The following is a 15,905-nucleotide window of genomic DNA, read 5'->3' on the forward strand; positions in this document are numbered from 1 at the left end:
TATAGCCCACTATAACTTCTCCGCTGCGTTCCGAAGTTGTGGGCTCTCCCGAGGGGCTTAGGACGCTGCCCTAAGAACCCGGCAAGGACTTTCAGCCCTGTGCAACCCGACCAAAGAGTGACCCTCTCTTTGGAAACTCCGCTTAGTGGCTTCCACCCCTAAGAACCCGGAGCAGGAAGTGACCCTCTCCCTGCACCCTCCGATTAAGGCTCCGCCCTAATGACCCGAAGTGAAACCCAAAATACAGACAAGCCTATGGCACAGAAGACATCCATTAACATCAAGCCGTGCAACATCGGCAGCAGCGAAGCGCATAACAAGCGGACAGCGGAATACCTCGCCAATATCCGCAGGGAGAAGTTCTACATCCGTACCGACCTCATGGCAGGAAACGAGACATGGGTATCACCTGATTTCGGCGAAGACACGCTCACCGACCGTTACAATCAGATAGCCGCTATGGTCAAGGAAAAGACAGGTCGGGCGATGCAGACCAAAGACCGGGAAAGGGTGAACAAGAAGACGGGCAAGGTGACCATCGTCCGTGGCAGCACTCCGCTCAAGGAGGGCGTGGTTGTCATCAAGGAGGACACCACGATGGAACAGTTGCAGAAATTCTGCAAGGTGTGTAACGAGCGTTGGGGTGTCACAGCCCTGCAAGTATTCATCCACCGTGACGAGGGGCATTACGGAACGCACGGCAACAATACCACATGGAAGCCCAACCTCCACGCCCATATTGTGTGGGACTGGATGAACCACGATACGGGCAAGTCCTGCAAGCTGGACGAGAAAGCCATGAGCGAGATGCAAACGGTTCTGGCTGAGTGTCTGGAAATGGAAAGAGGCACCTCAAAGGAGGTGACGGGAAAGGAACATCTGGAGCGCACGGACTTCATCATCGCCAAACAGAAACAGGAAGCGGAACAGGCGAAAGCCGCAAGGCAAGCCGCCATCGCCGCCAAGGAGGAAGCCGAAGCGGAACTCATGTCTGTGGAGAACGAGAACAAGGCGAAAGAACAGTACCGTCTTGCCCTCGACAGCGAGATTGCCGAAAAGGAGAAGCAGTTGAAAGACGAGCGAAAGGCGAAAGTGGACAGCATACTGGACAGCGTTGGCAACCTTGTGGGGGTCGGCAAGTCCGCAGCGGTCGAAAAGGAAAACGCCAAACTCAAAGCCGAGAACGAACGCATGAAGAAAGCCTTTGCCGAAGCTGTAAAGGACAAGGCGGAAGAACGGACAAAGGCATTGGTCGCAGAAAAACAGAAAGCCGAAACGGAGCGTGACAGGGCTTTGGTGCAGAGCCGTTCATTTGCCATTGAAAGGAACAAGGCGGTACGGCAGCTTCAGGAGCAAAAGGACGGCGAGCGGCAGCGCATCAGCCAAGCGGTGAGCCAAGCCACGGTGGAGAAAGACAAGACTATCCGCCTGTTGCAGAGTACGCTGAAAGCGAGCAGGCATATCCTAAGCCTGTTTGCGGATATGCTCTACAAGGCAAGCGAGGTGTTCAAAAGAGCCATCGATGCGATTATCCATTTCGGCACGGAGCGGCACAAGTCATTCTTCGCCCCGTCTGAAGCCGCCGACATCAAGAGCGTGATGCAGGAGTACGGGGAAACAACCGAACAGCAGAACGCGGTCGGAGCATGGCTCTGTGACTATGCGGAAAGCCGACAGCCGTTTGACGAAATAAAACATCGCCATACACTCAAAGAGGTTGGTGATGTGGCAGAAGGTAAGTATGATTGGAAAATAGAGAGTATACAACAAAGATTACAAAGATGATATTGGATCTAAATATCATCCAAATCGCTTTGAATTTTGGCTTCTACATTTTGAGAATCACGATAGAGAATCAGCACCATACCTTCGTAAACCCCAGAGGATTTTTCAATTGAAAGTTGTATATCTCCACCTGTCACTTCCCATGCACTACCATATACAACTGTTCCTTGATGGACTTCTGCCATTAAAGCAGTATTGGAATCAGAAAGGGCTGGATTTTTTTCTTTTGAGATAGACGGCTTACCATATTTGCGAGTATACAAATCTTTATAGTAGTCATAGGTGTTAACGAGAGTGTTCCATTCTCCGCTCGGTTCAAACAACACAACTACAGCAAAAACATTTTTCCCATCGTCTGTAGCAGTTACACCTACAGTCGCTTCACGGCCAGTAAAATCCCCTGTAAACAAAGAGATATTGTTTTCCTGCCCGATAGAAGTAAATCCTTTGGTTTTTAGTTTTTACAAAACTCGGTCATGCTTCCTTCAATAGGAATCCCTTTGAATGAAAGGTGTTCTTGTGCCATGATGTTAATGACAGCTAAGAATACGGCTAAAGAGGCTAGAATCTTTTTCATAATTTATGATGGTTGATTTGTTATAGTTACAAATTTACTCATTTTTAGCAATATAGCAAATTATTTTAGCAATAATCGTCAATTCCATCTTCACCATCCCATTCTAAACCTTGGGCTAATGTAAAAGCCTTTCGTGCGCCCTGTTCCTCAAAGAATGTTTGTCCCTCGTGAATATATTTATCACCTTCAAATGACACAGTAATCAAAGAGAATTTCTTGATGCCATCATCTGCATGGGTTTTGATTAAAAGGGAGTCCCCTTTCAAGGCGAAATCGTCAATATAATGAGTGGAAAATTCATTCTTGGTAACGATAGCCCCTTTTTTAAGCATCTTGGAATATGTTTCCAATGGTTCTTCATCCCAACGAATTGGGCATAGCGGAAATTCTGTCGGTGTACGCCAATACTTTTGCATCGCAGTCGGTGATAGCGATTCAGTCAGAATGTCTTGCTTGTATTCTACGGCAGAGAATTCTGATTGGCTACTGGGTACAGAACTGTATTTAGAAAATGGCTCAATGTGTTCGTGGCGTTTGGTCGGTGCATAAATCCACTCGCCCATAGTACCATTGCTTGTGTTTGTTGGGGCAGATGGTGTTTCCGCCCATAATTTCAAGCGTTCATATGAAGCCTTTGCTTCCTCGGCGGAAACAGTCCGCATCCATGCAAAGTTTGGGTTGTCATTGGCAAATTCCTGTATGATTGAAGGGTCGTTTATGAATGCTTCAATACTCCCACATAGAAACTCTATTCTCTTTCTTGTAATAGGATTTAGCAAAACATTTTCCAACTTTGTTAACCACCTTAGATTTTGAGGGCGATTGTTTCGTCTATTGGTGTCTATATGGTCAACAACATGTTGGGGTGTAGGTGGCTCCCCTAAGAAAGCATAGGCAACAATGCGATGTACTCTTTCGCCGCCAATAATCATATATCCAGTTTGTTCATTAGCTTTTCCGAATGTCCAAATATCATCTTCTTTCCTCACTCTTTTACCTATGCGAGAATGGCGCAATACCGCCCCATTGTCACGGACAGAGTAGGTTTCACCTTTGTAGATGCAATCCTTAACCTCCTTATAATCATCCAATAAATTTCTCATTATTACCTCCGTCCAAATCTGTCATAGGTTTCAAAAGCTAACAGCAAAACTTTTCTCCATTCGTCTTGTGTCTTGTAATCCAGCTTTACATTTACACAGACTGACCCATAGACGACATTAGTGCAGACTTCGACTTCACAGTTATTCGTGCTGTCGTGGACTACTCCAATAGGAAGCGCAAGGTTGTTGCCGATTCGCTCTTGGAGAGTGTCTCCGATGGTGAAAGTTATGAAATAGTCGGGCAATCCAAAATCTGGTGTAGCACAATCTTCATAGCCAGAATCGTCCAATTTACAGAAGATAATTGTAGACGGTTTTCCCAATTCTCGCAATATATTCGGTACGACCTCAAAGAATTGTGATACTGCCTTTTGCTTTTTTACATCAGCCCCACTCATTTCTTCTTCATTTATCAATTCAAGGTCATCGGCAAGCTCTTTGAAAAAGTTCCGCCTTAAAACCTTTGATATTTGTTTAAGCTGTACGATGTCAATTTTGCTGCGCTTGAATATGTCATACACATTGTTCCTTTGGCAGCAAATCAATCGTGCAAACTCTGTGATTGGAATTTGCTGTTTCCTCACCTCCTTTTCGATGAGTTTGCCAATGGTTAATTTTTCGCTTTCCATATTGCATAATATTTATGGATACAAAGTTACAGAACAAAATATACGCAAAGAAAAAATAGGTGTATCATGTTATTGTGCATAATGTATTAATTTCAAGAATACTCAATAATTCCCCGACAAGTTATTGCGGTCTCATCTTATCCCTTACACGAATAATCGCAATGATTTATTTAAAGGCCAGATTTAGCCACTCTTTCTATTTAAAAATCTATAAAAACTCTCTGTAATTTCATGGAATTGCAAAAGGCCATTATTACAGAGTTTCGCCTCAAAAAGGTCACCTGAAGGTCACTGTATATAAGAAAAAGCACTTACAAATATTTGTAAGTGCTTGATTCTTAATGTGGACCAGCCAGGGCTTGAACCTGGGACCTCCAGATTATGAGTCTGTTGCTCTAACCAACTGAGCTACAAGTCCGGTGTATCCTTTTGTCGGATGCGGGGGCAAAAGTAATGCTTTTGCTTGAAATATGCAAGCATTTTCTGTTTTTTCACTTGTTTTTTGATGGTTGAAGTCTTAAAAAAGGAGGGGCGGGACGCTTGTCCGATCTGTGCAAGTGTCCCTTGTGAGCCGTGCAAGTGTCCCTCGTGAGCCGTGCAAGTGTTTCTCGTGAGCCGTGCAAGTGTTTCTCACGAGCCGTACTGGTGTCTCTCTCACGAGCCTGTTTGTGACTGCCATGTACTACTTTACGGCTGTAAAGTGCCTCATTACACTCGTAATTATACAGTTTTTACGGAATTATCCTTCATGCCTTCACCAACGTTCTTTGTGTGCTGATACATAGGCGGGTGTGGTGAAAGATGACGTTTCACGGCAGTTTCACAAATGGGGCGCGGCGAGGGGCAATTTTGCAGCATGTTTCACTGCATTTTGCTTATAATAAGACGCTTACGTTGAAACTTTACCTTACAGCTTCCGCAATCCTTGTGTCGTGGTGAAAGCAAGGTGACATGTGGAAGTTGCGTCACCGCGATGGGGCGGCGATGTTACATAAGTGAAAGTCTATGTTACGTGAACGAAAGTCGATGTTACATAAACGAAAGTGGCGGAGGGAGGAGACGCACCTGTCAGAACTTGTAGGTACGTTTCGGGTTCTTGGGGAACCAGCCTTTCTTTACTCGTTCTTCCTGTTCGAAAATTTCCTTAATGGTCCAGAACGACGAGAAGGCGAAAACACCCAACAGGGCCGACAGCAGAATGTTGTCGATACACACCGAAGCAGCTGTTCCCCCGATACCCAGCAAAAGGAATATCCACCAGCATCTGGTACCCCAGTAATATTCGGCCTTTACCACGATGGGGTGGAACAGGCCGATGATGAGGAACGTGCAGATGCCGATGAACAGTCCGGCAAGATGGTATGTGTTCAGAAAATCCATGACTTATTTCTCCGGACAGATAGGTATTTCTTTCTTGATACTCTGTTCCAGTGAAATCAGTGTTTCGGTGGCGGTTACGCCGGGGATTTCCTGCATTTTGTTATTCAACAGGTCCATCAGGTGCTCGTTGTCGCGGGCATATACCTTGGTCAGCATGGTGTACGGGCCAGTGGTGAAGTGGCATTCCACTACTTCGGGAATCTTTTCCAGCTGTGCCACTACCGTCTTGTACATGGAACCTTTTTCCAGCTTGATACCCACATACGTGCAGGTTCTGTATCCAAGGGATTTAGGGTTGACGTGATAACCCGAACCTACAATGACACCGAGATCAATCAGACGCTGCACACGTTGGTGGATGGCAGCACGCGATACGCCGCATTCGGCAGCTACATCCTTGAAAGGAATACGGGCGTTCTGGGAAATGATTTCCAGAATCTGCCGGTCAAGATTGTCTATTTTTTCCATAATAGTAAATTAGTAAAGTTCTTGTTCTTATCAAATAGTAAGCAAATATAGGACTTTATTTTAATTTCTCTATAAAATGGAAAGGAAAATTGTGAAAAACAAAAGAAAAAGCGGATAAGACAGGCTTTTTTCTGTGCATCTGTCTTATCCGCCCGGAATAACGTTCTGATAGGAAACGCTATCTTATGACTACTTCTTGTCGTTTTCGATACCTACCAGTTCTACTTCGAAGATCAGTGTAGAGAACGGTTTGATCTGTCCGCCAGTTTCTCTTGAACCGTAAGCCAGGTCGTAGGGGATGTAGAGTTCCCACTTCGAACCTACAGGCATCATGGTCAGAGCCTCAGTCCAGCCTTTGATCACCTGGTTGGCGCGGAAAGTAGCGGGTTGCGACTTGCCGTCTTTGTCTTTACGCTTGTACGAGCTGTCGAACTCTGTTCCGTCGATCAGGGTACCTTTGTAGTTTACCTTCACCTTGCTGGTATCGGCCGGGATGGCACCTGTACCTTTGGTGATGATTTTATATTGCAGACCGCTTTCGGTAGTTACCACGCCTTCCTTAGTCTTGTTCTCGGCCAGGAACTTTTCGCCTGCAGCCTTGTTGTCGGCATATTTCTTTTCAATGGCTTTCTCTCTGATAATGTCCATCTTGGTACGCATGTAGTCCTGAGCCTGAGCCATTTCCATGGCGCCACCCTTACCTACTACTCCGGCTACGAATCCTGCCAGCATGTTTTCGCGGCTCAGTGTCTGTGTAGAGTCTTCACCGAAGATCTGTTGGTTGAAGCCTTCTACCCATTGCTTGCTGACCATCTGGCCAATCTGCAGACCGGCCATGTAAGCTACGTCTTCCTTGCTGATCTTTTTAGCACCTTCGTTGAAACCTTTCAGGAAGGTAGTCATTTGAGTTGAGTCGATGCCTTGTTGTGCCAGATATTGTTCCAGACCTTCGGTACGTGCCATACCGATGGCATAAGACAATGAGTCGATGTCCGTCTTGATGTTTCCTTTCGGACTTTGTGCAGTACAAGATGCCATACCGGCGGCTACTGCCAGAGCCATGACGATTGATACTTTTTTCATTTTGCTTTTAAGTTTATTATTTGGATAAGATTTTCAATAATTCTACGTCGAATATCAGTGTGCTGTGAGGCGGAATCATTTCGCCGGCTCCCTGTGCGCCATAGGCCAGTTCGCTGGGGATGTAGAGTTTCCACTTGGCACCTTCGGGCATCAGCTGCAGGGCTTCTACCCATCCGGGGATCACTTGGTTGACGCCAAACGTAGCGGGCTGTCCACGCTTGATGGAGCTGTCGAACAGGGTTCCGTCTATCAGCGTACCTTCGTAGTGGCACTGTACCTGGTCAGTAGCTTTGGCATAGTGGCCTACGTTGCCTTCCTTGATGACCTCGTATTGCAGGCCGCTGGGCAGTGTGACTACGCCGGGGCGTTTGCCGTTCTCTTCCAGGAACTTCTGTCCGGCTTCGATGTTTGCCGCGTTCATCTTCTGTTCCATTTCTTCGAAGTATTTGTTCACGATGTCGCGTGCTTCCGTATGGCTGATGGCTGTCTGGTTGCCTTCCAGCACATCTTTGATGGCCTGTGCGAAGTCTTCTACTACGATGCCTTTGGCACCCATGCTCCATAAGTTCTGACCTATTCCAAGGCCGATTGCATAACTGAATTTGTCCATAAGTCGTTTTTTCGTTGGTGGGGCAGTACTGATTATCTGCCCGTTGCAAATGAATGAGTGGCAAAAGTACGCCTTTTATTTGAATGATAAGGCGTTTGGTTATTTAATTTTTCTTATTTTATTCATGTTTCGCAAACTCAACATGTAGTTGACAAGTAGATAGTTAACAAGGCTGGAAAGCCGAATATTGGACAGGACGGCAGAAGATATCTGCAGGATGTTGCCGGTTCTTAATCTTTACGGCCGTGCTTGTTTGCGTCCTATAGCTTTGTTTACTAAGAAGTTGAACTGTGTGCGACGATTCAATTGCAAGGCGTGATGCCGCATTCTTTTCATACCCTGATGTTATGGCTCCGCTGCGGAGTGGCATCGGTTGTCTGGCCGTTGTGTTTGATTTCTTTCAAGTGCCTGCCGGCGTAGTCGCACAGTTCGAAACGGATATCTTCGTGCTCCAGGTCGATACAAAGGTAGGTTGCGGTGTTCTTGAAAGCTTTGGAGTAGAAGATGACTCTTTTCTGCTCGTTGTTCGAGTTGATGCGCGACAGTCGCGTGTGCAGACACCATCCGTTCATCAGAGCTATTTGGGTAGCGTGTTCGATGAGGTAGGCCTGCTTCTCTTCAGTCGAGGCGGAGTGGCGGTTGTCTTCGTGTCCTATCCGTGACAGATATCTGGTCACCATTTCCTGGTTCCATAAGGGCTCTTTTTCAGGGTTCTTCCTTTTGCATTCCTTCAACGAGGTGAGGCAGACAGCCATCTGTCCGGTTTCTACCCGATACAGGTTTTTTACGGTGGCTTTTTGTACTTTTTTGCCGGTACCCGCACGCAGGAAACCCTCGATGGTGTCTCGCTTGTCTACTTCCCGAAAGGTGAAACTCACCACAGGGCGGTCGTCCGTACAGGCTTTGCCCAGTGCGGCGGAAGGGTTGCTGAAGTCTGCTTCTTCGCAGAACACGGTGTCGGCATCCAGTTCGTCGGGGCGGGCTTCGCGCAGGGTGCTGTCCATCAGGGTGACGATTTCCATCCGCTGGTCGTCGTTCAGTTCTTCCATCTGGAGGTAACAGTCTTTCCATGCCACTCCGCCCAGAGGCAGGCTCTTGTAGTCTTGCGGACAGACAATCTTGTCTACGCCGTATTCTTTCAGCCGGTCGGCAAGGATGCCAAAACAGCTTATAGCTTCCCAGTGTTCGCACAGTTTTCCGTTGCACTGGTACGATTGGTCGTTGAGCAGAAGTTCCATGAGGGGTAGTGGCTGAAGAAGGAGGTTAAGGTTGGTTGATTTGGCGCAAGGCCAGTTCCCATTCGTCGAAGAATCCTTGCGGCCAGTGGTCCAGGGTGCCGTCTTCTTCGAGCACGATGCGTTCGTTCAGATGGAGTTCGGGATGGTCCTTGTCCTGATAGATATAGTGTATTTCCACCTTGCCGGCATCTGTCCGGCCTTTGCCTTCCATTCCAGCTTTGGCCATGACCCGCACGCCGTTCAGCAGGTGGTCGCTGTGGGTTTCGACTATAATCTGTATGCCGTGTTCGGCGGCCAGTGCCAGCAGTTGCCCTGTGCGGAACTGTGCCGACGGATGCAGGTGGGCTTCCGGGTTTTCGATGATGAGCAACGAATTCTCCGGTGCCGTGAGCACGGCCAGTATAATGGGTAGTATATACGAGTTTCCGAAAGCTACGTTCAGGGGCGAAAAGGCTATTTCGTTGCCCTGCACGTTTTTCGAGTAGCTCAGGGTGACGCGGTCGGCAGTCTCCTGTGCGGCAGCCAGGCTGACGTCGCTGCCCATGATGTAGCTCAGCCAGGCCGATACGTTGGCAAAGACGGAGTGGTTCTTCTCCAGCAGGCAGAGGGCCGGTACGGGTACCTGTTCGTTGCTACTCATGGCTTCGTAGAAGCGGAAGGCGGTGTTGCTGCCGTGCTTGTCGCCCAGACGGCTGTCGGTGTTGCTGGCATTGCCTTTCCGGTAATTGCTTTGCGGAGCGGTGCGGTCGGCATACAGGTAGACGAAGCTGGGGGCGAAGAGCGGCCACGCTGTCAGTACGTGGTCAATGTTGTCCGAAGGAATGCAGGCAATTTCCGTATCGTCTGTCACGGCGTCCTTCAGGGTGAAGCAGGCTTCTTCCGATTGGTCATCGGTCAGCCTGATCAGGATGTCGGCATCTTCGCTCAAGGCATAGCGCATGGCATTGCCGTTGGTCAGGTCGGCCAGGTCGCCGTCGGCTTTTACGTGGGTGTGCAGGTCGGTCCGCTTGTCGTCGTTGCTTTGTCGCAGGAGCAGCAGGGCCTGGACGATGCTCGACTTGCCGGCACCGTTCACTCCCGTTATCAGTGTCAGTCCGCCCAGCGGCAGAGCCAGTTCATCGAAGCATTTGAAGTTCTTCAGGTATACGTGTTTCAGCATTATTTCGTTTCCAGTTGTTGTTTCAGATAAAGGTACCGTTTCAGATAGTTTTCCAGCAGTTGTCCCGTGTAGGGAGGGGTGGCAGGTATTTCTTTCCAGGCTTCTGTTGCCCATTCCTCCCAGTTGCGGGGAGGCTGTTCTTGAGGTTGGGTGGAAAGCAGTGCCAGCATAGCTTCCTGTTTTTCTGCCTGCTTCCGGGTTGTCAGTCTGGGCCGGTCTATTTGTTCGAAAGTCCTCCGGGCGGTTTCCGCAAAACGGCTTTCCTGTACAAGGCTTTCCAGATCGGGCTGTGTGAGCAGTTCGTTCACCAGTACTTCGACCGGAGTTCTCAGAACTTCATAGTTGCTGCGGAGCATGTTCAACCTATAAAGGTGGAAGACAAGCAGCCGCCCGGTCACTCCCTCTGGCGAATACACATCGAATCCGCTTCTGAGGAGACCGCTTCTTCTCGGATTTGTTTCCTGGCAAAGTCTTTTCAGCGTTTTAAATCCCTCGGGGAAGAGGAAGTTCCGACACGGATTGCTGACATCGCTATTCCCTTTTGCCAGCAGGCCGGTGTACACACCGTAGCGTACCAGGTCGGGCGTATTGGGGTTCAGCAGGTTGACTTCGAACCTGAAGTTCAGAATTTTACGCCTTACCAGCAGAGGAAGCTGGTCGAAGTGCTGGTTTTCGTACATGTCGCCCAGAAAGTAGAGCGACTGCAGGGCAAACCGTCCTTGGACAAAATCAGATAGAGCCGTCAGGCGTTTCCGTCCGTCAACGATGTACCATTCTGTCTGGCTGCCGTCGAAGAAGAGAGCTGGTTGCGGTTGTCCTACAATCAGACTTTCGATGAAGCGCGATTGCTGTTGCGGCTGCCAGTCGCTTACTGTTCTCCGTCGGTGGAATGGGAGTGGTTGCAACTTGCCGTGCCACAGGTTGATGAGTTCTTCCGATGCGAAGAACTGGTTGCGGAAATGGCTGAGTGTGGCTTTGTAACTGTCTGAAAACATACTTACTTTCTGTTGCGGCCTTTTTTTGATTTGCCTGATGCAAATATAAATACTTTTTGCGGTATTCTTTTCCGAATAGGCCCGAAAGAAGTGCGAAAACCGGAGAAAAGATAGTTATTTTGCCCGAGAACGTTTATTTTTGTCCGTACGAATCAGTCAAATTATAAAGAGAAAGGAACAAGTTATGAAGAATCTGGTTGTTTTGTCGGGTGCAGGCATGAGTGCCGAGAGTGGTATCAGTACGTTCCGCGATGCGGGCGGGTTGTGGGACCGTTATCCGGTGGAGCAGGTGGCTACGCCCGAAGGCTATGCACGCAATCCCGAACTGGTCATCAACTTCTACAACGAGCGCCGCCGTCAGTTGCTCGAAGTGGAACCCAACGAGGGACATCGGGGAGTGGCGGCTTTGGAGAAAGACTTCAACGTCACCGTAGTGACGCAGAACATTGATAACCTGCACGAACGTGCGGGTAGCACGCACATTATCCACCTGCACGGCGAGCTGACCAAGGTCTGCTCCAGTCGCGACCCCTACAATCCGCACTTCATCAAGGAACTGAAGCCTTCCGAATACGAGGTGCACTTGGGCGACAAGGCTGGCGACGGCAGCCAGTTGCGTCCCTTCATCGTGTGGTTCGGCGAGGCTGTGCCCGAGATTGAAACCGCTATCGAATACGTGCAGAAGGCAGACATCTTCGTCATCATCGGCACTTCGCTGAACGTTTATCCGGCAGCCGGTCTGCTGCACTATGTGCCCCGCGAGGCGGAAGTCTACCTCATCGACCCCAAGCCGGTGGACACGCACAGCTCAAGGCCGGTTCATGTCATCCGTAAGGGGGCTTCGGAAGGTGTGGCCGAGTTGAGGAAGCTGTTGGAGAAGTAAATTGTGAAACCGGAAACTTAAAAATCAGAAATCTGTTTTTACATGCGTACACTTCGCACACTGTTGCTTTTCTTCCCTCTCCTGCTGCTTGCCATCGTCTCGTGTGGCAAGCGGAACGATAGTTTGCCTGCCTTGCAGCGGGTGGCCTTGCTGGCTAACACCCATCCCGACAGCGCAATGGCGTTGCTCGATTCGTTGCGCGACAGCATCTTCCTTCAGCCCCGTTCCGTCCGTATGTACTACGACCTGCTGACTGTGAAGGCACGCGACAAGGCTTACATCCGTCACACCTCCGACTCGCTTATCCGGAGCGTGCTTCGCTACTACGAGCGTCAGGACGACAAGAAACACCTGCCCGAAACTTATTATTATGCCGGGCGGGTGTATTCCGACTTGGGTGATGCTCCTCAGGCACTCAACTACTTTATCCGAGCCAGTGAAACGGCAGACGGGAAGGATTATGACTTGTTGAGCCGGATTTACAGTCAGATAGGAACCTTGTACCTGTATCAAGCCGTTTACGACAAGGCTTTACCTGTTTTCCGGAAGTGCTATCAATACAACTTGTTGGAGGGGGACAGCGCGGCTTTGGTTTATTGCATTCGCAACATTGGTCGGGCCTATAGTGTGCTGAATCAGGTGGACAGTGCACTTTATTATTATAAGGGAGCAGATAGTCTGGCAATCAGATTGGGTAGTAATTTCCTTAGAAGAAGAGTGAACGGGGAGCTTTCGGCCTATTATACGCAACTGGGGATGTATAAAGAGGCTTATAAGTGTTTGCAAATGGCATTGTCACAGATGAGTCTTGCAGAAAGAGCACCTCGTTATAGTACGGCAGCTCGTTATTATTTTAGTGTAAATCAAATAGATTCAGCTTATTATTATTCGAAACGAATGACCGAGATGGAGCGGTATTCCTATAAGAAAGAAGGATATGAGGGATTGGCCAAAATCGCACGTCTGAGGGGAAATTATGAAAAGGCGTTTGAGTATTTTGATAAATATTTGGTTTATGCAGACTCAACCAGTGAGCTTGTCCGTACCGAAACTGTTCGCAAAATCAATGCACTCTACAATTATCAGTTACGGGAAGAGGAAAACAACCGGTTGCAAATGCAGAACAGGCAACAGAAAAATTATATTGTCTGGATTACAGCAAGCATGGTGGTGGCGGTTGCATTGTTTTTTGCCTATCGGCAGAACCGGAAACGAAAGGAAGAAGGCAGAATCAATCAATTGCAGAAATTAAAAGCCTTGGAAGAACAGAAGTATCGACAGAGCCAGGAGTTTATAGAAGAAAATAAAAAGCGGATAGCCGAACTGGAAAAAGAATTGCAAGAGGTGAGGACAACATCGGATATCTCCCGGCAAGAATTGCTCCATGCACAAAAACTTTCGTTAGAAAAAGACAACGAACAGGTAGAAGCACAGCAAAAGATGGAACAGGAAGCAGTAAAGGCGTTCCAAACTTCTGCGATTTATATAAAGTTTCATGAAACCGATGATAAGATATTGGAGGAAGACTGGAGTGGATTGATTTCAGCGATAGATAATACTTATCGGAATTTTACGCAACGGCTGAAAGACTTGTACCCAATGAATGAAGTGGAAATCCAGGTTTGTTTGTTACTCAAAATAGATATGCCTTTCAAGCGTATCGCTTTGCTTGTACTCCGCAGTAAGCAGGCTGTAACATCCATTCGCAAACGCCTGTACAAGAAAGTGTTCGGTCGGGAAGGTACGCCAGACGACTGGGACCGCTTTATACGGAATTTCTAAATAAATATCAAATCTCTTTGTACGCAAGTTGTACGCAAATCTTTCGTGTGGTTTGCGTACAACTTGCGTACTGTTTTTGGAAAGTAAACAGATAAATAGATTTATTTTTGTGCATGAATTTGAAAAAACGATTGATTATGAAAACAATGATGAAACTATTTTCTTTTTCTTTGTTTACTTTACTCACTTTATTTACAGTAACGGGATGTAGTGACGATGACTCTGATTTGACTGCTCTGATTGGGGAATCCGTTTGGAAAGGTAAGCTGACCTCCGTGTTTGACGGGGTGAGTTATGAAAACGATGTTCGTATCGAGTTCTATCAGGATGGTACAGGCATCTTTTGTGAAGTCAAAACAGAAGAACGTTACGACGAGTTTACCTATCAGTTGTCCGATAATGGCATTCAGTTTACTACTGTCCGCGAAGGAGCTCCCTTGAAAGGTTATTGGTGGTTGCTTGAGTGCTCTGACAACCAGCTTTCTTTAAGGACTCACATCGGCGATGAGGCTAATTATCATTTGTTGGAAATTGAACGGTTGCGTTGATTGAAAAGGATATAGAGAAGGAGGTGAATGTTTTTGTGTTAAAAACATTCCCTCCTTTGGAATTTTTGCTTATTATGACTTTTTTTGTGCACGTCAATAATCTAAGAAAATGATGAAACACTTTAATATTTTCGTGTTAAGCCTTCTTATTGGCTTTGCGGCTTTGGCTGTATTTACTTCGTGTGATAATAGCGAAGAAATGGTGGAAGAAACTTCTCACCCCTTTCCTCGAAGCAGTGTGTTTTGGGGGTATTTTGAAGGAACGGTGGGAGAAGAACAGTTTAGTTTATCCAATTCGGTTCAGTCGAGGCCGGTCGTAACTTCTTCCGGATCATTTCAATGGACAGACTCAGTTGTTGTTTTTATGTCGACAGGTATTGTACTTCGTGAAGACTTGGTGATGAAAGTGGTGCTGCATGGAATTGACGACAGCCGTATCCCCCGTTACATAACCGATTATGACTATGACTTGCTGGAAACAAAAACCGATTGCATCAGACTGATAACGGGTGAAGGTGTGGATAAAACTTATTATATTCCGGACAAAGAACATCCGGTTCGTGCGGAAATATTTTATGTCAACTGGGTGACATCCATTTCACCTATGATCGAAGTGCTGGTGGATGGTGTGTTTTATAACCAGAAAAATCCTCTGGATACGATAACAGTAAAGGCACGTTACGGAGCAAGGCAATAATGTAATCAGAAGGTATTCGGCTTGCATGGCTGAAAATATGCCGTTATTGGCTTTCGTTTTTTTCCTAACTATCTAATAATTTTTTCCCAGTTAGGCAGTAATTTTTTCCCAGTTAGGGAAATTTAGGAACGTGATTTATTCCAAAATATAAAAAAGTTCTATAATGATGAAACGCTTCATTCTTTTATTCGTTCTGCTCTCAGCAGTCAGTTTTGCTTCTTTTGCACAGTCTTCTTCCGAAGGCAAGTTTACCTTGTCAGCCGAGTTTGGTGCGGGGCATTTGTTAGGCAACTCCAATCTGTCGCCCTATGGTGTCAGCTATCGCGATGCTTACGATAAATCTTTCAGCAGCAACGTCGAAGTTTTCTGGCTTTTGGACGAGCTGTGGCAGGTAGGCTTGAAGTACAACTTCTTCACTGCTTCCGAGAACTACGAGGTGGACGGTGTCGGCATGCTGGCCGAGAATGTGAACCTGAACTACATTGCGCCACAAGTGGGGCTGCGGCGGATGATTACCCCGCGGCTGTGCATGGAGTACACCATCGGAGCAGGTTATATGCACTACCGTACCGAAGGTTTTGCCGATGACAAGGAACAACCGACTTATTCGACCGGCTTTCTGGGTGTCAACATGGACTTGGGCTTCAGCTACCGCCTGTATAAAGGATTTTACATGGGTGCGGGTGCTTCGTTGATCGGTGGAAACAGTTCGTCGCTGGATGTAGACGACAACGGAGTGGAAGGAACGGTCGATTTGAGCAAATGGAACAAGATACGGGTGTTGCGTGCCGACTTTCACCTGTCGTTCAAAGCTGTGTTCTGAAAACTGACGTCTTAAGATAGTGTGTTCGATAAACAGAAGGCTTACAGAGAAGATGGAAAAGAAGATTGCTTGTGCATGACATAAAAATCTTTATCTTTGTAACAGATATTATCTCTGGTTCATTGGTAAGTAAATCCTGAAGCAT

15 protein-coding genes, 1 tRNA gene and 1 pseudogene are annotated in these 15,905 nt (G+C 47.4%); 6 read left to right on the forward strand and 11 right to left on the reverse strand.

Annotated features, from left to right (window positions below; genetic code table 11):
- Positions 1–255 precede the first annotated feature (255 nt).
- The gene (locus Q3C19_RS07765) at positions 256–1,785 is read left to right on the forward strand and encodes a mobilization protein (protein WP_302728380.1); all 1,530 of its coding nucleotides are present in this window, start codon (positions 256–258) and stop codon (positions 1,783–1,785) included.
- A gap of 8 nt (positions 1,786–1,793) precedes the next feature.
- On the opposite strand, the pseudogene Q3C19_RS07770 reads toward Q3C19_RS07765, so the two are convergent.
- The 11 genes and pseudogenes from Q3C19_RS07770 to Q3C19_RS07825 all read right to left on the reverse strand — a co-directional run bounded on the left by Q3C19_RS07770 (position 1,794) and on the right by Q3C19_RS07825 (position 11,027).
- Positions 1,794–2,362, reverse strand: a pseudogene (locus Q3C19_RS07770) (hypothetical protein).
- A gap of 65 nt (positions 2,363–2,427) precedes the next feature.
- Positions 2,428–3,465 (reverse strand): HNH endonuclease signature motif containing protein, encoded by a 1,038-nt coding sequence (locus Q3C19_RS07780; protein WP_071149324.1) that lies wholly within the window; start codon positions 3,463–3,465, stop codon positions 2,428–2,430.
- Positions 3,466–3,467: 2 nt separating this feature from the next.
- Positions 3,468–4,094: a hypothetical protein gene (locus tag Q3C19_RS07785; RefSeq protein WP_204436272.1), complete on the reverse strand. Its 627-nt coding sequence runs from the start codon at positions 4,092–4,094 to the stop codon at positions 3,468–3,470.
- A 344-nt stretch (positions 4,095–4,438) separates the two neighbouring features.
- Positions 4,439–4,512: transfer RNA gene (locus tag Q3C19_RS07790), tRNA-Ile, on the reverse strand.
- A gap of 650 nt (positions 4,513–5,162) precedes the next feature.
- The gene (locus Q3C19_RS07795; RefSeq protein WP_022162620.1) at positions 5,163–5,474 is read right to left on the reverse strand and encodes a DUF4491 family protein; all 312 of its coding nucleotides are present in this window, start codon (positions 5,472–5,474) and stop codon (positions 5,163–5,165) included.
- 3 nt (positions 5,475–5,477) lie between these two features.
- The gene (locus tag Q3C19_RS07800) at positions 5,478–5,942 is read right to left on the reverse strand and encodes an Lrp/AsnC family transcriptional regulator (protein ID WP_022162619.1); all 465 of its coding nucleotides are present in this window, start codon (positions 5,940–5,942) and stop codon (positions 5,478–5,480) included.
- Between the two features lie 189 nt (positions 5,943–6,131).
- Positions 6,132–7,025, reverse strand: a complete 894-nt coding sequence (locus Q3C19_RS07805; RefSeq protein WP_302728390.1) for an FKBP-type peptidyl-prolyl cis-trans isomerase — start codon at positions 7,023–7,025, stop codon at positions 6,132–6,134.
- 16 nt (positions 7,026–7,041) lie between these two features.
- Positions 7,042–7,635, reverse strand: a complete 594-nt coding sequence (locus Q3C19_RS07810) for an FKBP-type peptidyl-prolyl cis-trans isomerase (protein WP_022162617.1) — start codon at positions 7,633–7,635, stop codon at positions 7,042–7,044.
- 332 nt (positions 7,636–7,967) lie between these two features.
- Complete coding sequence (locus tag Q3C19_RS07815; RefSeq protein WP_302728392.1) at positions 7,968–8,873, reverse strand: hypothetical protein; 906 nt, start codon at positions 8,871–8,873, stop codon at positions 7,968–7,970.
- Positions 8,874–8,898: 25 nt separating this feature from the next.
- Entirely contained in the window at positions 8,899–10,032 is a 1,134-nt protein-coding gene (locus Q3C19_RS07820) for a DUF3696 domain-containing protein (protein ID WP_302728394.1), read from the reverse strand.
- Positions 10,032–11,027, reverse strand: a complete 996-nt coding sequence (locus Q3C19_RS07825) for a DUF262 domain-containing protein (protein WP_302728396.1) — start codon at positions 11,025–11,027, stop codon at positions 10,032–10,034. Before Q3C19_RS07825 ends, Q3C19_RS07820 begins: the two co-directional genes overlap by 1 nt.
- Positions 11,028–11,211: 184 nt before the next feature.
- On the opposite strand from Q3C19_RS07825, the gene Q3C19_RS07830 reads away from it, so the two are divergent.
- The 5 genes from Q3C19_RS07830 to Q3C19_RS07850 all read left to right on the forward strand — a co-directional run bounded on the left by Q3C19_RS07830 (position 11,212) and on the right by Q3C19_RS07850 (position 15,760).
- Complete coding sequence (locus Q3C19_RS07830) at positions 11,212–11,910, forward strand: NAD-dependent deacylase (protein ID WP_302728398.1); 699 nt, start codon at positions 11,212–11,214, stop codon at positions 11,908–11,910.
- Between the two features lie 42 nt (positions 11,911–11,952).
- Positions 11,953–13,692 (forward strand): lipopolysaccharide assembly protein LapB, encoded by a 1,740-nt coding sequence (locus Q3C19_RS07835; RefSeq protein ID WP_302728400.1) that lies wholly within the window; start codon positions 11,953–11,955, stop codon positions 13,690–13,692.
- A 137-nt stretch (positions 13,693–13,829) separates the two neighbouring features.
- Complete coding sequence (locus tag Q3C19_RS07840) at positions 13,830–14,240, forward strand: hypothetical protein (protein ID WP_022162611.1); 411 nt, start codon at positions 13,830–13,832, stop codon at positions 14,238–14,240.
- A 109-nt stretch (positions 14,241–14,349) separates the two neighbouring features.
- A complete protein-coding gene (locus Q3C19_RS07845; protein WP_302728403.1) occupies positions 14,350–14,937 on the forward strand; it encodes a DUF5025 domain-containing protein in 588 nt (195 codons plus the stop codon).
- A 163-nt stretch (positions 14,938–15,100) separates the two neighbouring features.
- A complete protein-coding gene (locus tag Q3C19_RS07850; RefSeq protein WP_277120768.1) occupies positions 15,101–15,760 on the forward strand; it encodes an outer membrane beta-barrel protein in 660 nt (219 codons plus the stop codon).
- The last annotated feature ends 145 nt before the right edge of the window (positions 15,761–15,905 follow it).

It is taken from the genome of Bacteroides sp. ET489, from assembly GCF_030518095.1.
Classification (GTDB): Bacteria; Bacteroidota; Bacteroidia; order Bacteroidales; family Bacteroidaceae; genus Bacteroides; species Bacteroides ndongoniae.